Annotated in this window: 24 protein-coding genes; 10 read left to right on the forward strand and 14 right to left on the reverse strand. The window is 58.2% G+C overall.

Translation table 11 applies throughout. From position 1 onward, the window contains the following. Positions 1–34: 34 nt before the first annotated feature. From HNR46_RS15920 to HNR46_RS15945, 6 genes are all read right to left on the reverse strand, one after another. A complete protein-coding gene (locus tag HNR46_RS15920; protein ID WP_184020547.1) occupies positions 35–3,415 on the reverse strand; it encodes an SbcC/MukB-like Walker B domain-containing protein in 3,381 nt (1,126 codons plus the stop codon). 21 nt (positions 3,416–3,436) lie between these two features. After that, positions 3,437–4,099: a DUF4194 domain-containing protein gene (locus HNR46_RS15925; protein WP_184020549.1), complete on the reverse strand. Its 663-nt coding sequence runs from the start codon at positions 4,097–4,099 to the stop codon at positions 3,437–3,439. 8 nt (positions 4,100–4,107) lie between these two features. Beyond that, positions 4,108–5,565, reverse strand: coding sequence for a Wadjet anti-phage system protein JetA family protein (locus tag HNR46_RS15930; RefSeq protein ID WP_184020551.1), 1,458 nt, complete (start codon positions 5,563–5,565; stop codon positions 4,108–4,110). Positions 5,566–5,640: 75 nt separating this feature from the next. After that, a complete protein-coding gene (locus HNR46_RS15935; protein WP_184020553.1) occupies positions 5,641–6,885 on the reverse strand; it encodes a porin in 1,245 nt (414 codons plus the stop codon). Then, positions 6,882–7,580: a DUF4956 domain-containing protein gene (locus HNR46_RS15940; RefSeq protein WP_184020555.1), complete on the reverse strand. Its 699-nt coding sequence runs from the start codon at positions 7,578–7,580 to the stop codon at positions 6,882–6,884. Before HNR46_RS15940 ends, HNR46_RS15935 begins: the two co-directional genes overlap by 4 nt. Next, positions 7,555–8,310: a polyphosphate polymerase domain-containing protein gene (locus tag HNR46_RS15945; protein WP_184020557.1), complete on the reverse strand. Its 756-nt coding sequence runs from the start codon at positions 8,308–8,310 to the stop codon at positions 7,555–7,557. Before HNR46_RS15945 ends, HNR46_RS15940 begins: the two co-directional genes overlap by 26 nt. A gap of 430 nt (positions 8,311–8,740) precedes the next feature. Between HNR46_RS15945 and HNR46_RS15950 the strand changes: the two genes are divergently transcribed. Genes HNR46_RS15950 through HNR46_RS15965 form a run of 4 tightly spaced genes read left to right on the forward strand, consistent with a single transcriptional unit; the run spans position 8,741 to position 10,751 of the window. Next, the gene (locus HNR46_RS15950; protein ID WP_184020559.1) at positions 8,741–9,373 is read left to right on the forward strand and encodes a TetR/AcrR family transcriptional regulator; all 633 of its coding nucleotides are present in this window, start codon (positions 8,741–8,743) and stop codon (positions 9,371–9,373) included. 3 nt (positions 9,374–9,376) lie between these two features. Beyond that, positions 9,377–9,805 carry a VOC family protein gene (locus HNR46_RS15955; protein WP_184020561.1) on the forward strand — a complete coding sequence of 143 codons (429 nt, stop codon included), beginning with the start codon at positions 9,377–9,379 and terminating at the stop codon, positions 9,803–9,805. Positions 9,806–9,810: 5 nt separating this feature from the next. After that, positions 9,811–10,266 carry an SRPBCC family protein gene (locus HNR46_RS15960; protein WP_184020563.1) on the forward strand — a complete coding sequence of 152 codons (456 nt, stop codon included), beginning with the start codon at positions 9,811–9,813 and terminating at the stop codon, positions 10,264–10,266. Next, positions 10,263–10,751 (forward strand): VOC family protein, encoded by a 489-nt coding sequence (locus HNR46_RS15965; protein ID WP_184020565.1) that lies wholly within the window; start codon positions 10,263–10,265, stop codon positions 10,749–10,751. Before HNR46_RS15960 ends, HNR46_RS15965 begins: the two co-directional genes overlap by 4 nt. 102 nt (positions 10,752–10,853) lie before the next feature. Here the strand turns inward: HNR46_RS15965 and HNR46_RS15970 are convergent, their stop codons facing one another. Next, on the reverse strand, positions 10,854–11,474 hold the full coding sequence (locus tag HNR46_RS15970) for a superoxide dismutase (RefSeq protein WP_184020567.1): 621 nt from the start codon (positions 11,472–11,474) through the stop codon (positions 10,854–10,856). A gap of 106 nt (positions 11,475–11,580) precedes the next feature. Here HNR46_RS15970 and HNR46_RS15975 point away from each other — a divergent pair, with 106 nt between their 5' ends. Continuing rightward, positions 11,581–13,029, forward strand: a complete 1,449-nt coding sequence (locus tag HNR46_RS15975) for a DNA recombination protein RmuC (protein ID WP_184020569.1) — start codon at positions 11,581–11,583, stop codon at positions 13,027–13,029. 30 nt (positions 13,030–13,059) lie between these two features. On the opposite strand, the gene HNR46_RS15980 is transcribed toward HNR46_RS15975, so the two are convergent. Continuing rightward, positions 13,060–13,680, reverse strand: a complete 621-nt coding sequence (locus tag HNR46_RS15980; protein ID WP_184020571.1) for an HD domain-containing protein — start codon at positions 13,678–13,680, stop codon at positions 13,060–13,062. Positions 13,681–14,096: 416 nt separating this feature from the next. Between HNR46_RS15980 and HNR46_RS15985 the strand changes: the two genes are divergently transcribed. After that, the gene (locus HNR46_RS15985) at positions 14,097–15,260 is read left to right on the forward strand and encodes a hypothetical protein (protein WP_184020573.1); all 1,164 of its coding nucleotides are present in this window, start codon (positions 14,097–14,099) and stop codon (positions 15,258–15,260) included. A gap of 43 nt (positions 15,261–15,303) precedes the next feature. On the opposite strand, the gene HNR46_RS15990 is transcribed toward HNR46_RS15985, so the two are convergent. From HNR46_RS15990 to HNR46_RS20675, 4 genes are all read right to left on the reverse strand, one after another. Further along, a complete protein-coding gene (locus HNR46_RS15990; RefSeq protein ID WP_184020575.1) occupies positions 15,304–16,983 on the reverse strand; it encodes a DEAD/DEAH box helicase in 1,680 nt (559 codons plus the stop codon). Positions 16,984–17,093: 110 nt separating this feature from the next. Further along, positions 17,094–17,552, reverse strand: coding sequence for a type II secretion system protein (locus tag HNR46_RS15995; protein WP_184020577.1), 459 nt, complete (start codon positions 17,550–17,552; stop codon positions 17,094–17,096). 115 nt (positions 17,553–17,667) lie between these two features. Further along, positions 17,668–18,555: a LysR family transcriptional regulator gene (locus tag HNR46_RS16000; RefSeq protein ID WP_184020579.1), complete on the reverse strand. Its 888-nt coding sequence runs from the start codon at positions 18,553–18,555 to the stop codon at positions 17,668–17,670. Between the two features lie 39 nt (positions 18,556–18,594). Continuing rightward, complete coding sequence (locus tag HNR46_RS20675; RefSeq protein ID WP_221285216.1) at positions 18,595–18,765, reverse strand: hypothetical protein; 171 nt, start codon at positions 18,763–18,765, stop codon at positions 18,595–18,597. A 473-nt stretch (positions 18,766–19,238) separates the two neighbouring features. Between HNR46_RS20675 and HNR46_RS21550 the strand changes: the two genes are divergently transcribed. The 3 genes from HNR46_RS21550 (at position 19,239) to HNR46_RS16015 (ending at position 20,431) form a co-directional block, all read left to right on the forward strand. Beyond that, positions 19,239–19,556, forward strand: a complete 318-nt coding sequence (locus HNR46_RS21550) for a transposase (protein WP_184020581.1) — start codon at positions 19,239–19,241, stop codon at positions 19,554–19,556. Further along, the gene (locus tag HNR46_RS16010; RefSeq protein ID WP_343076056.1) at positions 19,546–19,917 is read left to right on the forward strand and encodes a transposase; all 372 of its coding nucleotides are present in this window, start codon (positions 19,546–19,548) and stop codon (positions 19,915–19,917) included. The genes HNR46_RS21550 and HNR46_RS16010 overlap by 11 nt, the downstream gene beginning before the upstream one ends. Positions 19,918–20,131: 214 nt before the next feature. After that, entirely contained in the window at positions 20,132–20,431 is a 300-nt protein-coding gene (locus HNR46_RS16015; protein ID WP_184020583.1) for a hypothetical protein, read from the forward strand. Positions 20,432–20,665: 234 nt separating this feature from the next. Here the strand turns inward: HNR46_RS16015 and HNR46_RS16020 are convergent, their stop codons facing one another. Both HNR46_RS16020 and HNR46_RS21425 read right to left on the reverse strand, forming a co-directional pair. Next, positions 20,666–21,931, reverse strand: coding sequence for a hypothetical protein (locus HNR46_RS16020; protein ID WP_184020585.1), 1,266 nt, complete (start codon positions 21,929–21,931; stop codon positions 20,666–20,668). Between the two features lie 463 nt (positions 21,932–22,394). Then, entirely contained in the window at positions 22,395–22,529 is a 135-nt protein-coding gene (locus HNR46_RS21425; RefSeq protein WP_343076057.1) for a helix-turn-helix domain-containing protein, read from the reverse strand. Here HNR46_RS21425 and HNR46_RS21005 point away from each other — a divergent pair. Continuing rightward, the gene (locus HNR46_RS21005; RefSeq protein WP_246418148.1) at positions 22,470–23,069 is read left to right on the forward strand and encodes a thiol-disulfide oxidoreductase DCC family protein; all 600 of its coding nucleotides are present in this window, start codon (positions 22,470–22,472) and stop codon (positions 23,067–23,069) included. The two genes, HNR46_RS21425 and HNR46_RS21005, sit on opposite strands and share 60 nt — an antisense overlap. The last annotated feature ends 25 nt before the right edge of the window (positions 23,070–23,094 follow it).

Consider the following 23,094-nt stretch of genomic DNA (forward strand, 5'->3'; position numbering starts at 1 on the left):
TTCATCACCGGTAAATCATGACCGTGAACCGGACTCAAGAATTCGCCGCATCGGCGATCCATTTCCGACCCTCCGGAGAATCGCGATAAAGCACCACAGGCACATTGCGCACTCCCACCCGCGTGCCTCGACGCTCCTCCTTTCGGGAAATCACAATCAGCTCGTCACACTGACTGAACGCATACGGAATGTTGCCGCTCGACATCGAAAACATGCCTTGAAGATCGAGTTCCGCCATCGCTTCGATGCAGTTCTGGATTCGCTCACCCGACAGTTTCGAGAACGCTTCATCGATCGGAACCAACGCCAGCGAGGGTTCTTTGCGCCGACTTTCGTGGCGATTGTAGGCATGCAGGTAACTGGCGAGAATCGCGACGAAATAGGGGCTTTGGTTCTCCCCCCCACTCATCTTGCCACTCTGCTTGTCGACGCTGATGGATCGACCATCCAGATCCCGAATATCCGTCACCGTCAGATCATAGTCGAAATACTGCCGGTAATCGAGCAGGCGCGCCGCCTCCGGGCTGTTCGCATTCTGCACCAGCAAGGCGAGGAAACCCTGAAGGGCGTCCTGCAGCTCCCCGCTCATGCTTGAGAAAAACAGCTCGTCCTCATGATGAAGCGCATTCAAATCAATCAGCTCGCGGTAAAGTCGATAGTCGGGATTCGGCCGCCTTTCGATCTTGTAGCGATCGTGACCGATCGGCTTCTTGAGCTGATGATTGAGGAGCGAAATGATGTTCTCCACGTTCTTCAGCGCTTGCTGCATCCGGCTCAGAACCTGCGTCCGGAACAGGGCCTCCCAGCGCTTCCTCTCGGTCACCGATTTCCTTTCGTACTCGGGAATGTTTGCTCCCTCGATCTGCTCAAGGCGTGTCTCATAGGGGGCGGCATCCGCACCATCTTCAGGCAGATCATCAAATTTGGGGGCGAAGGTCTTTTTGAAATCCAGCATCGCGACCTTCAATTCCCCGGAGGCATCCTTTCCAGCCAGCTCCGCCGCCACGGCAGCCTTCGCAAACTCCTTGGCCAGCACGTCCGGGGCAGGCGTGAAATCAGCCGCCTCCCTTTTCCAGGAAACGTAGCGTTCGTGATGCTTGTGAATGTCGATCCGCAGCTTCGCCTTGGCGAAATCATCTTCCCGCCGGCTGGCGATCTCCAACAACGAAGCCACGAGCTTCTCCGTGTCTTGGATCTCGCGAATGCGACCTTTTCTTAGGATCGCCGTCCGTTCCGCATCGCAAGCCTGGTGCCGCTCGGCAAGCACCTCGATTTCATCGCGCAATCGATCGAACTCATCGGTCGCGATGGCCTCCAACTGCTCCATCAGCTCCTCATGGAGATCTTGCTTCTTGGGAAGATCTTCAACCCGGATCAATTCCTTGATCACCTCCTCATGATCAGGGATCGCCGCATTGCGCTCCCGGTAAAGCCGTTCCACCTCCGCTTCGATCGGCTCCAAACGCCGAATCCCCGCATCGATTTCACCCAACCGCTGGCGTTTGATCTCCAGTTGCCTTTTCAAGCCCTCTTTCCCGATGAAGGGCGTTCCCTGATACGGCAAAGGCCTTACCACGGCACCCTCGCGCTTGTGGGTCCCCTCAGGGGAAATTGCGGCGTCATGACGATCCAGCTGCGACACATCCGGCACCCGGATCAGGTCGCCAAACAATGCATCCATGCACAATCGCGCATCCTCATCCCCAGTCGCCAACAACTCTGCCAGTGAACCTTTCTTCGCGGTCGGCTTGGATCGACGAATCGAAGCCAGATCCATCAAGCGCTGCGGTCCAGCCTGAAGGAGATCCGCGGTGGGCAAGCGCTGCAGAATTTGGCAGGCTTCCGCATAATGTTGGGAGTCGACGAGAACCGCGAACTTCTCTTCAAACACCACTTCGGCCGCCGCACGCCAGTGCTCATCCGTTACCTCACACAGTTCCCGCAACGCACGGGGCGCCGGTTCATTGGGCAACAGCGGAAGTTGAGACTTCAGGGCCGCAAGCAAGGGCTGGGGCACGGGAGAAACCCCGCGCTGCAGCAAATCAACCTGCGCCTCAAGATCCGACTTTTCCGCACGCAGACGCCGAAGATCCTCACGATCTGGCTCAAACCGCTGACGCAAAACTTTGACGGTTTCATTGGCAGCATCCGCCAACAGCGAAAGCGACGACCCAGTTTGCTCCCGATCACAGGAATCCAGGTGCTCAATCGCGTGTTTCAGCCGCGTGGTATCGACCATCGGATCCAGCGGCGCCTTCGACACCTGCTCCATCCACCCTCGCGCCGCCCGAATGCGCTTCCCAAGACCACCGTCGAGCCGCGTCGCTCGATCTCTCAGCAGCTCGATCTCTCCTTCCAACTTGGCAATGTCGTCCGCCAACTTTTTGTAGAGTCGGCCTTCCGATGACTCATTGAGCAAGGCCATGATGGCTTCCCGCTTGCGTTGGGTCTCTTCAGAAAGTTCCGCCAATTCCGCCAAGCGTGCCTCATCCGACTGATTGTCGGTCTTGAGCTGCTCGAGTCGAACGCGTGTCCTCTCCGCTTCTCCTGCCGCATGCTCGTGCGCAAACTCGGCCGCCAAATAGGTGGCCACCGCGTGGTCTCTTTCAGCCTCACGCAGCGTAGTCGCGAGATCGCGAATCCGCGTCAGTCGCTCCAACTGCGCCTTGAGGCTGGTGAGCTCTCGCTCATACGACTGGAAGTCTCGGAACGACGAAACCACGTCCTCAATGGGAACAGCTTCCGCTGGCAACACGAACTGCCGACAGAAATCGTCAAACGACTTCAGATTGGTAAACGACATCGCACTCGGCAACAATCGTTGGAGGACGTCCTTATTGAAATTCAGGTGGCTCGGATTGGCCATGTCACGGAGGTACTCGCGGGACGACGAGAACAACCGGCCACCATGGGATTCGATCATTCGCTTGAACGGACCGAGCGCACTTGGTCGTGGCTTTCCATCCTCGGCTTCGGTAAGAAAATCAGATTTCTGCAGGGACGCCGGGCAAAAAAACGGCGTGGAGGTGCCGTCATTTTCCGCGGCCGAGCGGAACTCAAATCGGAGGCCCCAGGTCTCGACTCGGTCGCTGTCCGGCCAGCTGAACTCCGCAGCGATGTAGGTCGTCACCCCCTTGTCGTGGAAGTACTGCGGGACTCCATTTTCCTCCCGCTTGGTATCGAGCATGCAGTAGCCCTTGATCGTTCGATCGCTCTTGTTGCCGGTGGCCGATCGATTGAAATGATGGTGGGCTCGTTCTGGACCCACCAGAACCAGCATCAGCAAATCCATCAGAATCGATTTCCCCGAACCGGTCACTCCCGCAAGTACGAGATTCCCCTGAACCGGAAGCGAATCGCGGTAACCGTACCAGTTGAGGGCGTGAAGTTGGGTGAGGCGGATGGCTCGGCTCATGGGAAATGAAAAAATCGAAAATCAGGATGGATCGTCGGCATCGACCTCTTCGGCTTCCTCCAGATCCTGGGCATCTGGCTGGAAACGGGCGGCCATCTCCTGCCAAGCGGCCAACTCGCGAAATGGGAGCACGCGGCGAATGGCAGGCAGCACCTCAATGCCACTTTCCTCGAAGGGATCGGCCAAGGTCAGACGAATCAAATTGAGGCGCGACGCCTGCCGCAGGATCTCACGCAGTCGTCCCTTCGAGACCCATCCGGCGGCATCCGGCAAGAGCTGGTCACGCAGAAGATCGGTCAGCTCCATCACCGAGAGAAAAGCTTGGTCGGCACCCTCATCGCGCCAACGGACATCTCCCGCAAACCACAATGCCAACCAAACCAAGGTGGCATCTTGGGTCAGCCGAAGCCGCAACGCTGCACTCCGTGGAACCGCCTGAATGAGCCGTTCCTCATGATGCACCGCCACCTCCAGCCCGTTAAGAGCAGCCATTTCTCGAAGCCAGTCATCGTGCTGGCGTGCCCAATGATAGAGGGCCGATCGCGAGGCCTCGAGACCATTGATGGAGCCGCTCGCCAACAACTCCTGAAGGGCCTCAGCGAGGCGATCCCGATCGGTTTCGGAAAGCGACAAAAGTGAGCTAGCCGGCTCAATCAGGAATGCACTGGGTTCTTCAGGACTCATGGTTCGACCTACTTCTTGATGATGGCAAAGCGTTCGACACGGAGATCTTCCAAGGTGTCCACGGCTGGCGCAACTCGCTCGTCACTGAGCCGGTCCACCTCCAACCTGTATCGTGCTTCGGGCGCCTGTGCATGCAGGAGCATCGCGATCAAATCCGTCGCAGAATGGCCCGCCGACGCCATCAGGTCGCGACTTTCGATGCGGTCCCCCTTCCCTCCCGGCAAGGCCTGCACAAAGCGATTCGCCCGCGCCACGGACAACGACTCGCGGAGCGTCCGCTGCATGTCATGCAGACCCGAATCCCGATCGGAATCCGACACCGCATCGTCGAAGGCTTCCTGCTCAAGTGGAGGCCGACGGTTTGGCGGCGAATACAGGCTATCCAATCCACCTGGCAACTTCACCGCGGGAAGTAAAAAATCCGGAAGATCCGGGAGCGCACTTTGATGCCGTTGCAAACGCCGACCCGCCAACAGCCGATTCGCCGCCTCGAAAAAGCTCTTCAGTTCGGTCCTTCTTTCCCCCGTGACATCCTGCAAATAGCGAAATCGGGCCAACGAACGCCGGGTGAAATCAGCGGTCCTGCGATCGATTTCATCCGCCATCGGCAGCACCCGCTCTAGCAATTCGATCAATTCTTCCAGCGCAGCTGCCACCCGGGCCCGGGCGCTCTCTGCCGACAAATCGGGATGCCTTCGCAGCACCTCGGTCTGCATTTCTTGGAGCGCACCTCGGTCGTCCGCCAAGCGCTCACCGATCCGCCGAACCGCATCCGGAAGGCGCGTCGGCAGTCGAGCCCGCACCAGTGCCGCATAACACGAGTGGGAAATCTTTTCCGAGTAGTCGTCGAACACCACGCCAAGATTCCCCTTCAGCGTCTCCTCCTCCAACTGCTGCCGGGTAAAGCGCTGCACCGACTTCTGCATCGAGCGGAGTTCGTTGATCCCCTCCCGTGCATGAGAGAGACAGTTTTCCACGGTCTGCCAGGGTTGCTCAGAAAGAGCGGCTTCGTCCGCCAGCATCGCGCAGGCACCCGTGAGCTTGTCGGTAAAAACCGCAGCGTCCGGCCAAGCCACCTTGCGAAGCGCCGCCATCAATGTGGCCCCGTGGGCGTCAAAGAGGACCATCCGCCTCCAATCGCGCCGCGGCGGCTCCTCCAACCAGTGAGCTTTCAACAGATACTCAAGCAACAACCGAGCCTTCTCCCGCACATCCGACGAGGCTTGTGGGAGTTCATCCCCCTCACCATCCGGCTCCAGCTCAAAGTCGGGATGACGTTCCAGCACCTCGGATATGATCGCCATCGATTCCTCCCTGGCAATTCCGTCCGCATGATCGGCCGTCGCTCCCTCTAGGGCATCAAGAACATCCACATAAAACGGCGCATTCTTTCCCGATAGAACCCGGAAAAACGCCGCTCCCCGGGTTTCCCGGAAAAGTGCGGTGGAGAGGCGTTCATCGGTCATGTGCGCGCCACCCAAGCAGCCCAGTGACGGGCTTGCCAGCCGATTGCGCAACGCCCCCTCGCCGACTGTTGAAAATCAGAAGAAGGTGCGGAATGCCAGCGCGTAGGTCCACGCGGAAACCTCCCCTCGTCGTGTCAGAATATTTGTGCGACTCACGCCCCCCATGATCTTCGCATGGTTCTCACAAAGATAGTAGTTCAAACCTGCATAGAGACCATGGCTCTGCTCTCCTCGACCATTGCTGACGTTGACGAGGGCATCGTCGTGGCGGGCCCGAATGTAGCGGCTATCGAGACGGATTCCCTCCACCTCTTCGGAGCGCTGAAACTGCCCCGCAAAGACAAACTGCAAGCGGTCTTCCACCAGCCAGTACCACGGCATCACCACCACGCCCCAGAAGTCGCCCTGGCGGCGGGCCTGGGAATTGCCTTCGTCCCCCCCCCCATTGTCTCCATACACACCATTGAGCATCACCCCCCAATGGTCCGTTTCATAAATTCCCGCCAGAGAGCTGGCCCAGGCATATCCCAGCGCCGAATCCAAACCGTTCTGATCATTGACCGACTGGTCAAAAACGAAACGCCATTCATCCGCAGGCTCCCACTCCAGAGACCCATAGTAGAACCGTCCGTCATCCCAATTGCTGAGCACATCCGAATCGTCCTCACTGCTGAACACGCCCAGAGTGAGCTCCCAGTCACCCTTCCCCGCTGTCACCGTCACGCCTGTGGGACGGCTGGCCGCGCCTCCAATCCGATCCGAGAGTGCAGACCGCTCGATCGTTAAAATATCCTTCGAAGATTGGTGGGCTTCCTCTCCCATGTTGAGCTTCATTCGCCCGTAGGTCACATGGAGCTTGTCCAGAAAATCGAGATCGAAGGCATCATCCAAATCGGCCGTCACCGCTAGCGTATCGAAAGTATCGTATCCCCAATCAAGATCGTAGGGATAGGCATCCCGAAATCGACGATCATCCACGAGGTTCACGTTCACCTCCGCCTCGAAATAGCGCAGGAAGCCGATCTCCGTTTCCAACCGTGCCCGACGGTATTCATCGTAGGTATCGTGGAAATGCCGACCGTTGACATCCTTGCCACCCACGTAGGCCGCTTGATAGTGCAGCCTGCCACCGATCTGCACTTTGTTCAGAAACCAGCTCTCCTTGGCCTCATAAAGCACCCCCGGATCATCTTGAATCCACTCACAGAAATCCCAGGATTGGGCCTTGGGTTCCTTCGGGGGCGAGGCGGGAGGAATGAATTCTCCCGCCCAGCCGGTGGGCACCCCGACAAGAGCAAGGCCGACCAAAGCAGATTTCATGCGTCGAACTCAACAGAGGTGGGAGTCAACACGACCCGATTGTTGCCAGACGCGAGCTGAAGGGCCTCCAGAAACTCAGCGGTGCTGACTTTTTCCTTCAGCTGAAGACCGTAGCGAAGCTCCGTCATCATGCCTGCCTGAGCCGATGAAACCCGTACCAACTGCGCCCGTTCCGCAAACTTTTCAAAGATCGGTGCCAGCAACTTCTCAAAGTCCATGTCATTCGTCAGCCGCATCGTCAGTTGATGCGAAGCCCGTCGCGGTGCGAACGCATCCGTCACCGAAAGCACGTAAATGGCGACACCCACGATCACCAAAATGATCGCTGCCATGCCATACTGCCGGGCACCCACCACCATGCCAATCGCCATGGCGAAGAAGACGAAGGCCAAGTCACGCGACTGCCCCAAGGTGCGCCGAAAGCGAATCACCGAGAACGCGGCGAACATCCCGAAGGCAATCGCTCCGTTTCCGCTCACCACCATGATCAGGATCGTCGTCACCACCCCGATCATGATCAGGGTCTGAACATAGTCCTGAGAATACCGGGTGCCCTTGTAGGTCAGGCGATAAATGCAGGCGATGGCCAAGTTCAGCGCTAGGCTGTAAACCATCGCGAGGGCAATTTCGAGGGGGCCGGGATGATCTTGGATCCCGGGTTGGAAGACATCATGGAACAGGTTCGCCAGATTCATGGGGTTTTGGTTTTTCGGAACTTGGAAATTCGTATCGCTCCAACGCCACGGCGTATTTGCTGAAGCCTCGTGGGGCGATGCCGTAGCGGCCGAGAAGCGATCGGAACCAATAGGGCACCGGGCCGATGGTCTTCACCTCCATGATCGCCCACCCGGGCTCCAACAGAGGGAGATGAGGCTCCGCATCATCACTCAGGAGCGGCTCGTATGAAAACGCACACCGCACCTCCGTATCGAAGGTCACTCGCAGGGTGCCATCCACTCCACTGTCGTAGGCAAATCGATGGTACTGAATCCTCACCACCGGGCTCTTCGGAGGCTGGTTCAGCAGGTCGCGCAGCTCGGCTCGAACCCGATCTCCCTCGTCGTCCGACAACGCAGGAAATTCCCCACGCAGAAAGGCATCGAGCTCTTCACCCTCGGCGGGCACTCGGCGCTTCACCGTCAATCCATCGAGCTTGTGTTTGATCTCAATGAATCGAGTGAGATCGCGCCCACTACCAGGAGTCCCATACACCCGAGTGCGAATCCGTCGCCGATTGGGAAGCCCGAAGATCTTCTCCCAATAGCTATCCCGACCATCTGAATCAAAATACTCCGATAAAATCCGGTAGCCATCTGCGTTTCCTCGATCATGTTCGAGATGCTCTTCCACGGCCGCGCGCACGGCCGAAAACTTCTCCCGAGGTAAGAGAAACTTGAATTCGCGGCGGTCCTGATGAGCGTCCATGAAACTTGGTGACAATAACGTCACCCATGACGACTAGGAAAAGGCCTCCCTTTCAGGCCAGGTTATAAAGGCGTATTTTTTCCAGCAGTCGTGGGTGAAAGTCCGCGAACTGCAACCTTCCAACCGCCGGAAGGTCGCGCCGATGACACAAGATCTTGCCATCACCCGACCCTGCTTCCATCGCATCCGGTTGCGACCTTCTGCCGCTCAGAGTCTTGGAACGGGAAATTATCTAGCAGATTTTTTCGAACTTTCTCGATTTCACCAAGAGCCCACGGCCCATCGAGACCCTTCCTCCGCTCGAGATACCGCGATCCTCACCCTGCTTCCCTACAGTCCAAAAAAATTCGAGGCAGGTGGAAAGGCTCCCTCACTCTGGAAAACATCCTTGCAAGCATGCCTTTCCCTTGTTACATACCGTCTAGTTGGTATGCCTCAATCCACTTCACGTCGCCGCAGTCCAGAAGAGACCCGAGAGGATCTCGTTCAAGCCACGGTACGGCTGATCTTGAAGCAGGGCTTCACCGCCACTCGAGTGGATGCAATCTGCAGCGAAGCTGGCGTCACCAAGGGGGCCTTTTTCCACCATTTCAAAGGGAAGGATGAAATCGGTGACGCCGCCATCGCATGGTGGGGCCGAATGGGCAGCCAAGCCTATGCTCCAGCCTGGGACGATGTGGAGGGAGATCCACTGGTGCGCCTCCATCGCATGCTGGATCTCATGATTCAATTCACCGAACGGGAGGCTCCCTGCGTGTGCGTGGTCGGCATGATGTCCCAGGAATTCGCGCAGTCGAAACCGGAGTTTCGTCAAGCGGCCGATCGAGAGTTGGCCCACTGGAGCCAGCAAGTGGCCAAGCTCCTCGACCAAGCAAAGTGCCAGCATCCGGTGGCTCAAGACTTCGATAGCGATTCCGTGGCCTGGTTTCTCAACAGCCTGTGGCAAGGCTCCATGCTGGTCTCTAAGACCCATCAGGACCCTGCGATGATTCGCCGCAATCTCGAGATGGCTCGCCACTATCTCGACACTCTTTTTCCTGCCTCAAACCTGAATCCAAACTGACCCATGAAGACCCTTATCGAACCCTACCTCAACCTCGGCGGACGCTGCGACGAAGCCGTTGCATTCTATCAATCCAAACTCGGCGCTGTGCTGGAAATGCGCATGACCTTCGGCGAAAGCCCCGAGGCCCCGCCCATGCCACTGCCCGATGGATGGGCCGACAAGGTGATGCACTGCTCCTTCCTCATCGGAGAATCCCGTGTCATGGCCTCTGACGGCTGCGGAGCAGAGCCGGAAACCATTCAAGGCGTCTCCCTCTCCTTGACGCTTCCTGATGAGTCTTCCGCTCGCCAGGCCTTTACCGATCTCGCGGAGAATGGAGAGGTCTTCATGCCCATCGGGCCGACCTTCTGGTCGCCTTGCTTTGGCATGGTCCAGGATGCCTACGGCGTTCGTTGGATGGTCACCGTCCCGCCAACTTCTGTATCCTGAAGAGCATGTCCTACGATCTTTCCATAACTCGCGATGTCGACGTGCCTCGCGAGAAGCTCTTCCATTGTTGGACGGATGCCAAGCTGCTCGACGAGTGGTTTTGCCCTCGGCCCTATCGCACCCGCCATACCGTCATCGAGCCCGTCCCCGGAGGTCGCTTCGAGACGGAAATCTTCGGTCCTGAAGGCGACGCCTTTCCCAACATCGGCGTGTTCCTTGAAGTTGTTGAAAACGAGCGGCTGGTCACAACCGATTTCTATCGCAGTGGTTGGTTCCCCAATCCCGAGCCCTTCATGACCGCAATCGTCGAATTCGAGGACCTTGGCAGCGGCCGAACCCGCTACACCGCAACCGCCCGCCATGCCTCCGAGGACATCATGAAAAAACACGAGGCCATGGGCTTCACGGCTGGCTGGAATGCCGCCCTCGACCAACTCATCGAACTTGCCCAATCCCTATGAATCCTAAAATCCAGCCCTGCCTGTGGTTCGACGGAGACGCGGAGGAGGCCATGAACTACTACGTCAACCACCTTCCTGATTCTCACATCGTGAGCATCGCGAAGTCCCCTGCCGACAACCCTTCAACGGCGGAGGGCGAAGTCCTCACCGTGGAGGCCGTGATTGCCGGGCAGCCATTTCTGGCCCTCAACGGAGGGCCTGCCTTCAAGTTCACGGAGGCCGTTTCTTTCCAAGTTATTTGCGACGATCAAGCCGAGACCGATCGCCTGTGGGCGGCTCTAACGGCAGACGGTGGCGAGGAAGTCGCCTGCGGCTGGCTCAAAGACCGCTGGGGCCTGTCCTGGCAAATCGTCCCCCGTCGCCTGCAGGAACTGATCCAACACGCTGACCCCGATGTCGCCCGCCGTGCGATGCAAGCGATGATGACCATGGTCAAAATTGACATCGCCACCCTCGAAGACGCGGCCCAGGCAACTCCGGATTGAGCCGGAGCCGTACACGTCGAAGGGCCCCGAACCCGTCCATGAAAAGAGCCGCCTGGGATTCCAGGCGGCTCATATCGATATCGTCGCTTACTAGTCGACGCATCAGCCAGCGAAGCGCTCGGCCACGGCGTCCCAGTTCACCACATTCCAAAATGCAGAAATGTAGTCGGGGCGGCGGTTTTGATAGTTCAGATAATAAGCGTGTTCCCACACATCGAGACCCAGCAGCGGCTTGCCCGAGCAACCGGCAATCGCTTCACCCATGCAAGGCGTGTCTTGGTTGGCAGTCGAGCAGACGGCCACCGAACCGTCGTCCTTTTTGACCAGCCAGGCCCAGCCGGAACCGAATCGCGTCGCCGCGGCCTTGCCGAAGGCTTCCTTGAAGGCATCGAACGAACCGAAAGCCGCATCGATCGCTGCGGCAAGATCGCCAGAAGGGGACGAGGCACCCCCCGGGGCGATCACCTTCCAGAAAAGCGAGTGGTTGGCATGACCACCGCCGTTGTTGCGGACCGCCGTGCGCTTGTCCTCCGGCACGACAGAAAGATCGCCGACCAGTTCGCACAGGCTTTTGTCTTCGAGACCCGTGCCCTCAAGCGCAGCATTCAAGTTGGTCACGTAGGCATTGTGGTGCTTGCTGTAGTGAATCTCCATGGTGCGCGCGTCGATGTGGGGTTCCAGCGCGTCGTAGGCATAGCCAAGTTCCGGAAGGGAGTGTGACATGGTGGTAATTGGTTAGATTTGCGTCGAGCGGCCCTGAAGGTTAGTCGGGATGGCCGCGTGGGCAGCGCCACGATGGCTCGGACCGCCGAGTCCGCAAGGAACAATCATGATCGCCGCCCTTCCCGAAAATCTCGAGCCCTTCCTCCCTTGGATTCTCAGCGCCGCAGGAGGCGTCACCCTCGGTGGGTTGATCACCTTTCTGGCCCTCCGACCGCGTCGCACCCGCCTGGAGGAACAAGTGAAAGCGGAAGTCCGGCGCACTGCGGAACTCGAAGCCTCCCTCGCCCGCCTCACTTCCGGCATCGAAGAAAGAGACCGTGAGGAGCGCACCTTGCGGACCCAGCTCACCGAGGCGCGCACTCGACTTGAAGGTGAAGTTCGTTCGGCGCAGGAAAAACAAGCCCTGCTCGAACGCGCCGAAAATCGCCTTTCCCACACCTTCAAGGCACTCTCCGCCGACGCACTGCGTTCGACGACCGAGCAATTCCTCCACCTCGCCAAGCAATCCCTTGGGGCTCAACAAGAAGTCGCTCGGGGAGATTTGGAAAAACGTCGCGAAGCCATCGCGAAGCTCGTCCAGCCGGTCGCCGAATCCCTCAACCAATTTCAGGGCCGCGTCCGCGAAATCGAACTCGCCCGAGAAGGTGCCTACGCCGAGCTGAGGACCCAGGTCCAAGCCTTGTCGGAAACCCAGCTCGGACTGCAACGCGAAACGGCTCAACTGGTAAAAGCCCTGCGCCAACCCAGCGGACGCGGTCAGTGGGGGGAAATGCAACTGCGCCGAGTCGTGGAAATGGCCGGCATGCAAGAGCATTGCGATTTTCAAATCCAAGCCAGCACCACCAACGACGAAGGCCGCCAACTGCGCCCCGACCTCGTCGTCCGCCTCCCCGGAGAACGCAGCATCGTTGTCGACGCCAAAACCCCCATGGACGCCTACCTCGATGCCATGGAAGCTCAGGATGAGACCCAGCGCGAGGAAGCTCTGACCCGCCACGCCCGACAGGTGCGCTCCCACATCGGGCAGCTCGCATCCAAGAAATACACGGCCCAATTCGAGCAAGCGCCCGAATTTACGGTCCTCTTTCTCCCCAGCGAGGCCTTCTTCTCCGCAGCCCTTGCCAGCGACCCAGGCCTCATCGAACGCGGCGTCGAAAATCACATCATCCTCGCCACACCCACCACCCTCATCGCTCTCTTGCGCGCTGTTGCCTACGGCTGGCGCCAAGTCGCCCTGTCCGACAACGCGAAAGTGATTTGGAAACTTGGCCAAACTCTGCACGACCGGCTCGCGAAACTCAGCGAGCATTTCGCCAAATTGGGCAAATCTCTCGACGCCGCCGTCTCCCACTACAATGCCGCCGTGGGCTCCTACGAATCCCGCGTGCTCACCACCGCCCGCCGATTTGAAGATTTGCAAGCTGCTCCGGAGGGCCAGCATTTGGCGGAAATCACCCCCCTCGAAAAAAGGGCCCGGGAACCCGCGACCTCGGCCGCCGATGCCCCCTCCCATGCAGGAGCGGCCAACGACCTCCGGGCAGCCCTGGGCGAGTGACCCTCGGTGAGCCTCCCCTCGCCCTCCTCCTCAATCCAGAATCATACCGTGTTCCAGGTCGCGCAACTCGCGCCGCAGATTCCAGCACGCCATCGCTTCCCGCGCTTGAAACACCGGAGTTCGATAAATCGGTCCTCGCAGGCATTGCTCTAAAATCCGACCTCTGCCCTCACAGAAATCCGCCGCCGACACGTGGGCATACTCTCTCCGAATCTGTCTCCGATAATCGTCATATCGGGATCGCCCTTCGCTGAGAATCGCCAAATCGATGTCCACCATGCGCTGTTCCAGCGGATCCTTCCCCGGTCCACGGCGGATGTCGGTCACGAGGATCAGATTTCGGATGACCCACGCTTCATCCCTCGGCAGTTGAGGCGCAATGTGCGCATCAAACCATTCCGCACTTCGCAGTTCGTTGTCACTGGCATGGACGTCATAGACCACATCATGGAACCAGACGGCACCCTCGATTCGCCAGTCCCCTCCAAAAGACCGATCAAGGCATTTCACCGACGATCGCAGATGGTCGAAGTTATGATAATGCCGACCCGGGGCCCCGTAGGCACCGATCACTTGATCCAGCCGTTCCTCGCGCAACTCCGGTGAGAAGCCGCGATCATTCAGCCATTTTTCCAATCGTTCGATACTCATCAATGGGTTTTCTTAAAGACCATAGGGGGGGAATCTCCGAGCCTCAGATCCTTCAGGGAGAATTCGAATTTCGATCCCATGCTGGGAACTCCATCGCTGACTGTTCCTTAGGAATATCGGCACACCGATCACGCCGCTTTCCCTTCCATGCGTTCGTCGGCAAGCCGGGTTGGACTCGTTCATTTCGACCGCGCAACCCCTCCCCCACGGCCCGATATGCCCATGTCGAACCATCCCCATTGCGGGCCGGTCGGGACCACTGGGAAGCATGCATCAGCTCATCGATCTTGCCGAGTTGAAAGGTTTCCAAAAACATGGCGGAACCCTGCCTCTTTCGCCCCGCTTTTGACGATTCCAACTGTTGGAGGAGTTTATAGCATCCCATCCCTCCCCTGAGTATGCTAGCCTCCGCCACGATGAAACGATGGTGCCTGCTTTTGGTGTCTCTTGCGGTCCTGCTTCTTCCCCTTTCCGCAGCCGAGGAGAAAGCCGACCCACGCCCTCCAGGTGTCAGCTTGGCACAAGGCATCACCGAAATCACAGGCGTCGCCATTTCTCCATTGCTTGGCGTCTCTGCCGTCGGGAGTTGGACCTACTACCAAACACCACCTGACCAGCGTGCGGATCTCGCCTGGTACTGCCAGCCCTGGGCCTGGTGCAGTGGCTTCGTCATCCTCTCGCTCTGCTTTCTCAAGGACGCCCTCGGCACGGCTGTTCCCGGAATCCTCAAAAAGCCCTTCGATCTGGCCGAGCTTTTCGAGAACAAAGCCAGCGCCTTGGTTGCCAGCGCGGCCTTTGTCCCTCTCGTCGCCGCCGAAATGGCGCGGGCTCAGGGCCCTGTCGAAGTCCCTACCGCCACCTTGGGCTGGCCTCTTGTCGCCGCCTTGGATCCAGCTTGGGTGACCGTCCCCGCCGCCGTGATTGCCTTTGCTCTCGTGTGGGTTTGCAGCCACACGGTCAACGTCCTGATCCTTCTCTCCCCCTTTTCATCCGTCGATACTCTCCTGAAACTCGCGCGTACCACCGCTCTGGCACTGGTCGCAATCGCCTACGCGATCGCTCCTTGGCTTGGCCTTCTGGTCTGCTGCGGCATTCTACTCGCCGCCCTGTGGTTCGCTCCCTCTGCCATCCGGCTCATGATCTTCGGCACCCGGCTCGCAGGGGATCTGGTGTGGTCTTCCCACAGTCGACGCCGAGCCGAGCCCTCCCAGCCACACGCATTTCTGCTGCGCAAGATCGCGGGGCTCCCGAGTCGTATCGGTGGACGCGTGGTCAAATCATCCACAGGACAACTCGAATTCCGCACCCGCCGTGGCTTCCTCGGCCCCGAAAAGTGTGTTGCCCTCCCCTCTGGACGACACGAGCTGGCAAAGGGCCTGCTCATGCCCGTTCTCCTCACCCTCGATAATGACGGGCAAGAAAGCCGCACCTTACTCCTCCTGCCTCGCTACCGAGGACAGGAGAATCATGTGGCCGATGCCCTAGAACTCCATGCGGTGCGCGACCCCGCTTGGTCCCGCGGGTGGACCGCAGTCCGCTCCTGGTGGCGCGAACTCTCCGGTCGCCCGCTCGCCCGCTGAGGCCGATTCCCAGCCCCGCAGGCACGCCAAATTCGAGCGAAACTCAACGTTGCCCACCCGGGCCGCGATCGTAGTCGAGAACGAAACGCTTTCCTCGAAGATTCATGCGGCCTGCCATCTCAATCAATTGCCCCGCGAACTCTTCGGCGACGTCGATCCGACAGTGCTTGTCGAACAACTTCACATGGCCAATCGCCCCCTGGGGCAATCCAGCTTCATTGTAAAACATGCCAATCAGGTCGCCCACGCGGACTCCCGAGCGTTTCCCTAGAGAACAGAACAATGGCACCATATCGCCATCCACAGGCGGCCCAGCCGACCGCTCCCGCCGCTGACGGGGTTCCCGCGGCTCTCTTGGCTCACGTCGGTCCCGACGCTGACGACGGTCGGCAGGATCCTCACGGTCCTCCTGAATCTCGCTGAACTCTCTTCCCCCTTCTTCGCGCAACATCGCGAACAAAGCACTGACCACATCCGTTGGAGTAAAGCCCTGCTCCAAAAGCCGATCCAGCTGTTGTTCAAAGGACGGGAAATCGGCGGCACCCAGCCGATCCTTCAGTTGCTCAAAGAGACGATCCGCCAAACGCCCTTCCACCACTTCTTGGGAAGGTACCCGCTCGCGGCGCACAGGATGGCGGGTGTACCGCTCGATCATCTCCAAGCGGTGGAGCTCCCGCCCAAATACGAACGATACCGCCCGGCCACTTCGCCCGGCCCGCCCTGTCCGGCCAATCCGGTGCACGTAATCCTCGGGATCTTGCGGGAGATCGTAATTGATCACCAAATCGATCTCATCAATGTCCAACCCGCGGGCCGCCACGTCGGTAGCGACCAGAACCTCCACGATCCCATCACGGAATCGCTTCAGCACGCGCTCGCGCATTTGCTGGGTGATATCGCCATGCAGGCGATCCACGGCATAGCCGCGCGCCAACAATGCCTCGGTGCACTCATCGACCGAACGCTTGGTATTGCAGAAAATGATCGAGAGCCGAGCCGGTTCGATATCGAGCAGGCGCGACACCACCTCGACCTTCGAACGTTCGCGAACCTCATAGGCACACTGGTCGATCGTCGACACAGTCTTTGCCTGCTGTTCGATCTGAACCGTCTCCGGTTCCCGTCCGAAGCGGTCGATCAACGACCGCACCTGACGATTCATCGTCGCCGAGAAAAACAAGGTCTGCCGATCCTCCGGCATGTCCGCCAAGAGCGTCTCCATGTCTTCGCGGAAGCCCATATCCAGCATCCGATCCGCCTCATCCAATACCACCATGCGAATTCCGCGTGGATCGAGGGAGCCCCTCCTCAGGTGATCAAGCACTCGCCCGGGAGTTCCAACCACCACATGGGCACCCTGACGCAACGCCCGGAACTGCCGATCGATCGGAGCACCGCCATAAACAGGTACCGCCCGCAGACCGCGCATTTCTGAACCCAAGCGGTGAACCTCTTCACACACTTGGTGAGCCAGCTCACGGGTGGGGCAAAGCACGATCGCCTGCGGCGACAGCTCTTGCAGATTGATCCGCGCCAATACTGGCAGCGTAAAGGCCGCCGTCTTGCCCGAACCCGTTTGCGACAAGCCGACGAGATCGCTGCCCGTCAAAGCGGGAGGAATCGACAAAGCCTGAATGGGCGAAGGCCGTTCAAATCCGAGGGACTCGACAGCAGCGAGAAGAGGAGCCGGCAAGCCCAGCTCGGAAAATGGAGGCGTGTCCATAAGAAGAAAAGCCGCCGGTTCAAAAATCAGGCTTGGCGCCGCGGCGGAGGCGGACCCTGAGGGCTTTCCTGCCCTTCGTGCAAGCCGCGAATTGCGAAATTCTCAGGCATTTACCAACTCCCCCCTCGCAACGGCGGCGGAACATGATCCTCCGAATCCGCCAGGCTGCATTGCGCAAACAACGCTCCATCCGCCGGAAACACTGTCGGCACCGCCACTTCGTAGAGACCTCCAGTCGGGCATGCCCCTCCTCCGGTCAGCAGTTCATACAAGTGCTCCGATATGAACTCCCGCGCATACAAGTGCTCAGAGATTGAGCGCGTCTGACCTTCGATCGGAGCGAGATCGCCGGGAGCATATCCATAGAGGTTTTGATACGACCGGACGCTTTTCTGGATGTTCGAAAGATCAAGAATGCAACAGGCACGATCCGTTCCCAAAATCCATCCACGCGCTCCAAACATCATGATGGAGAGCATCGAAAGCAAAACAAGCATAACGACGGTGAGCTCGACGAGGGACATCCCTCGGGGAGACGGCATCCGCCGCGCGTGGCATGCGGCAGTCATGTGACGAAGGGGGAGATGGGTGGGGAGAAATCGCCTCCTAGGAGGGAATCCGGGGAACAAGGCGGAAACTACCACCCCTTCTTCATCTGACGATCCCGCAATCGCGTGAGTTCCATCAACTTCCGGAGAGCGCCTCCGCCCGCCGACGCAATCCTTCCAACACCGCCTTCGCGATCGGTCCCGGCTTGCCCCGCCACAATGCGGCAATCTTCAATTCGGGGAAATCAGGCAGCGGAAACATCGTCACTCCCTCGGGCAATTCGGCACCGGGCAAATTCACCCCCAACCCCACCCCGAAGCCACCCGCCACATACGCCTGGACCAGCTCCATCGTGTTCACCGAAATCCGTGCCGGCCAATGGCATCCCACCTTGGCCAATCCTCTGGCAAAGGACCGCGACAGCGCCGTCTCATCCGGCGTCCGAATCAAAGGTTGGCTGGCCACGAGTGCCGACAAGCCCCCTTGAGGAACGGGACAACCCGGAGGCAATAGCAAGACCAAGGGCAATGAGAGAAACACCTCACATTGACTGCCAACGGGAGGCCGACCTTCCAACTCCGTCACCGCCAGATCAAGTTCCTCCCGCTCCAACAACTCCAACACGGCCTGTTGCCCGGCATCCAGCACCGTCAGCTCAAGCTCCGGGCAAGCAGCCCGAACTTCGGAAAGAACCGCCGGCAAGTGCTCACGCACCACCGTGGCGGGAGCAGCCAACCGCAAATGCCGCGAGGCCTTCCCTGCCACTCGTTCCGCCACCCCAGCCAGCCCGCCAAAAAACGGCGCCGCAAACTCAAACAATTCCTGGCCCGCGGGCGTCAGCTGAAATGGTCGCCGCTGAAATAAGCGCACTCCCAATTCTTTTTCCAACTGCGAGATTTGCCCACTGACCGCCGGCTGCTGAATTCCGTACGGCATCTGCCTCACCGCCGCCGTGATTCCGCCCGACTTCGCCACGTGGTAAAACAACTCAAGGTGATGCAGATTCGGCAGCGGCTGGGGCATGGCACCGCCCATAGCAATTTCCCGATGGTTCCCGCAATCTCAACCCCACTCCCCGCTGGACACCTGAACTTCCACGGCGATCTCTTCTCCATCGCTCGCTGATGTCCTCGATTCCTTGCGCAAGCGCGCCGACGCTCGCATGCCGGATCCTTTCAAGGCCTTCCCCGAGCTGGCCGACTTCCAGCTCAACACCGGCGACGGCCATTTCATCGCCCTCCGCCGCGCACGATCCGCGTCAGTTCGACGGGCGCCGCTTCCCTGTCGGCCACATCTATAGGTTCAACCTCAGCAGTCACACCGCCAACCATCTCTGCGTCAGGGACCAGGACGCCTGCCGCCAAGAGCACAACATGCGCGCGCTCAGACGACAGAACCTCGCCGTGGTGCGTCAGGGCGCGCCCAAGGGCGGGTGGAAACCACCCACTCCGTCGATGCGACCGACCCGGCCAACTGGGGCGTGCGCGCCGACGAAGACGTCACCGACTTCGCCGGCCGCAAAATGAGGCGGATTGTCTTCCCAAAGAGAGAGGCAAAACCTACGTCTATCTGATCAATTTTCCGCGCAAGGTTCGGCCCAGCGTCATCGCACTGCTCTCCAAAGTTCACTGAGAGGCGGCCTGAAGAATCGTCACCCCGCGGACCTTAATCTGTACTAATTTTGTTAGGCATTGGAAAAGCTCGGGATGCGCGAGTATCCGAGCCGCTTGACCGATACTGAGTGGGAGATCATCCGCCCGCTTCATCCTGATTGCCCGATGGGATTTCGGGGTCGTCCGCGGGAGCACTCGCGGCGCAGCATCCTCAACGGCATTTTCTACATCGTTCAGACCGGCGGCGCGTGGCGCATAATGCAGCACGACCTACCCCCCTTGGAAGACCTGCCACCACTACTCCCGCTTGTGGGCCAAACAGGTCCACTGAGAGCGGATCCATCACGCCGTCCGGGATCTGGCCCGGCTCAAAGTCGTAAAAAAAGCCTCGACTGCTGCGATCCTCGATAGCCAAAGCGTTCGGACACCTATCCAGCCCGGAATTCGTGGCTTTGATGCGGGTAAGAAGATCACAGGAAGAAAGAGACACGTCCTGGTAGACACCCTCGGTTTCATCCATTCCCTAAAGGTGACTCCCGCCGACGTGCAGGACCGGAACGGAGCCCGTTTGCTGATGGCGATCCTCACCACCGCTTATGGCTGGCTCAAACTGATCTGGGCCGACGGAGGCTACGCCGGCCAACTGGTGGGCGAAGTCGCCCGGCTCAAGAGGCACCCTCAGATTGACCTCGAAATCGCGAAGCGAGGGGACGACGTGAAGGGCTTCAAAGTCCTGCCGAAACGCTGGATCGTGGAGCGAACCTTCGGGTGATTGGTCCAATCCCACCGTTTGATCCGCGGCCACGTGGTGAAAATCGAGCGCTCCGAAGCACTCATCTATCTGTCAATGACCAGACGAATGCTCGCCAGAGTCGCCGTATGACTTTTTTTCAGACTGACTCTGAGGCATCGAGAAAGTCTTCGACCAGTTCAAGGGCAAGCTGCACGAGCCCGAGGCGTGGGCGACGACCGCCAACACCAAGTCCGTGCCAGCGCGTGTTCGGTGCCTGACACACACCCTGACGCTGCTGCTCGAAGAAGAAATCCGCGACAAGGCCTGCATCGACAACGTCGCAGAGAAGTGCCGCCGCGCCGACGAACTGGCCAAGCGCGACCGCAGCCTGCGTGCTGCTGGATTGGGCGCGATCCAGCCCTTGCTGCGCTGCGTCCAACGGATCACGCAGCGAGCAACAAAGTTCATCCGCTGGTTGCGCAATCATTTGGATTCCTCGCGTCCCAACGCCGAAGCTCTGGCACGTCTCACCAAGATCTACGCGACATCATGACATCATCTTTGGACCCTGTTGGTTTGTCCCACATTTACCACCTCAAGTGGGCTATGGGCGGGGGAGGCATTCGGATTCACAACAGCAGGGTCTCCAGTCGAGCACCAAGTAGGAGGAGTGGCAGACACCACGGAAGACGGCAAAGAAAATGCACCCATTAGAAATAGCACAACCTTTCGGCCACTGCATATTAAATATTTTCATCAATACAAAAGATGAAAATGAACCATTCCTTTACTCGAAAATCCCCATCGAGATGTCGCCTTGAGCTTTATCCAATACCACATCCCCTTTAAGGCGGGTGTTTCCTTCAACGACCAAAGCCTCACCAAAGGAGTTTTGAGACGCCGGGATCACCGCAGGGTCGGCTTTCCAGGCTTTGTTGGTTAGAATCGTGCACCCGTTCTTGAGGGTGGTAATAGCATCGGATCGATTGAGGTAGTCGTCACCATTACCGAGGCGAAAAAGTGCGTCAGTCTCATTCCAAGTGGTTGTAGCTATTGAAGTCCTTGCCCATGATCCGAAATTCATTTCATGGGGGGTATTGACTTGAAGGCCATAGCCAACAGCAGTGGCAGCCACAGCCTCAGCTCTGGCGTACGACCCTAATGCAATGGCGAATCCCGTAGAATCATATCCCTCCCCTTCTCGTTTGCTATCAGCGAGGCATAGATGCCCGTACACAAAAGAGTTATAATTTATGCTTTTGCTATGCCATCCCCCTACAAAGTTAAGATTCCCGAGAGCTTGGGTGCTTCGCCCAAGGGCGAAGGATTCATATCCGTCAGCTTTCGCGCCGTGACCGAACGCCGCCGAGCGGATTCCATTGGCTTCAACTGCCCAGCCAGCAGCAAAACCTGCTTGAGCTGTTGCTTTTGAAAGCACCCCAAAAGCGGCAGAACTTCCCACTGCAGAGGTTAAATAACCCATCGAAATGCCGCTTTCCCAGTGGTTACTTTGGATCAATCCTGCGCCGAGCTCAAAGCCAGTTGTTTGTTGTAGCGCGGTTGCAAGGTTAGCATTGGTAACGGCTGGTGACCCGCTGACCGAGAGAGTAGTTGCCATAATGGCACCTGTGCTCCCGCTCAGGACAATTGAGGGCGATCCACCAGATGCATTATAAATACTTAAATCATTATCACCACTTAACTCCATTTTATTCCTGCCTATTGAATTCTCCAAGTTATCTCTCCAGACCAATGAAGAATTCGGCTCAGTGAAGTCGATGGATGCAGATTTGGATGAAGCATTCCAATCCATAGTTACTGCCGCAGTGGGTGAGCTAGCATTCGTAGTACCAAAGTCGACAGCTCCCGCAGCACTAAGATCACCTTGAACCAAAAGTGTTCCTGGATCACTTGAGCTGTCGACCACGAAATTATTACTAGTATCAAGAAGCACTGCAGAATTGACAGAGGAAGATCCTATAGTAGATACTAAGAGAAGAATCTTAATATGTGATATTTTGGTATTCATAACAGCAAAGTCTTGTTTGTGCATCCATCGACATTATGGAATATTGATGGCTGTTTTTAGAAGTGACATACTGATTTGACCAAATCGAATTATGCTGTCGAGCAAAAAGAGAATCTCCTTGAAGAGCTTGACAGGTATTGAGATCAAGGTTTAGGCACCAAACCCACCCCGTCATACCGAACTGATCATGCTCAGTAAACGCTGAACGGAGCGCGTTGAAGAATCGATTGTCATTTCGACAGGAGGGATGATACCTCTCGTGGGTATGCTGTGCGGGTGGCGGGTAAGCTCCCACGCCCATCCCAATCAATCTACTTCGATAATTCTCTCAAACAATCCTCAGTAAGTTGATGTCCTTCATGCTCCCAACTGGAGCAAGGGAAGCGACATCTTTAACCCAGAGACCATTTAGTCGGCGGAATTCGACGAGCTTTTCTTCAAAGGTAATGGGGGTTGGAAACGGGTTATACTCCAAAAATAAAAAAGCTTACCATACTTTTGAATCTGAGGTTGCACCTGACCGTTTTCCGCAATCCATAAATTCTTTTTCCAACTGCGAGATTTGCCCACTGACCGCCGGCTGCTGAATTCCGTACGGCATCTGCCTTACCGCCGCCGTGATTCCGCCCGACTTCGCCACGTGGTAAAACAACTCGAGGTGATGCAGATTCGGCAGCGGCTGGGGCATGGCACGGCCCATAGCAATTTCCCGATGGTTCCCGCAATCTCAACCCCACTCCCCGCTGGACACCTGAACTTCCACGGCGATCTCTTCTCCATCGTGCACCCATCCCCATCTGCGCCCGTGATTGTTCGCTACGATGGGAGCTGCCTCTTTTGCTCCCGCAGCGTTCAACTCGTCGCCCACCTCGACCGCCATGATCGAGTCCGTTTCCGAGCTTTGGAGAACGGTCAGGATGCCGGCACCATGCAGTTGGAGATCGGAGATGCCATCTTGGAGCACTCCGATGCGGTCCTCGCCCTCCTCTCCACCCTCGGAGCTCCTTGGTCCGCCATCGCCAAAGGGGCCTCCTTCATTCCCCGCTCACTTCGCGATGCCGCCTACCGCTGGATCGCGCGCCATCGCCACCACTTCAAGAGCCGTCACTGCTCCGTTCCCGATGAAGAGGTTCGGCGACGAATGCTGCATGCGGACCCATGACCATCACCACTCCGGATTTCTTGGA

The sequence above is a fragment of the Haloferula luteola genome (assembly GCF_014201715.1).
GTDB classification, from domain to species: Bacteria; Verrucomicrobiota; Verrucomicrobiia; order Verrucomicrobiales; family Akkermansiaceae; genus Haloferula; species Haloferula luteola.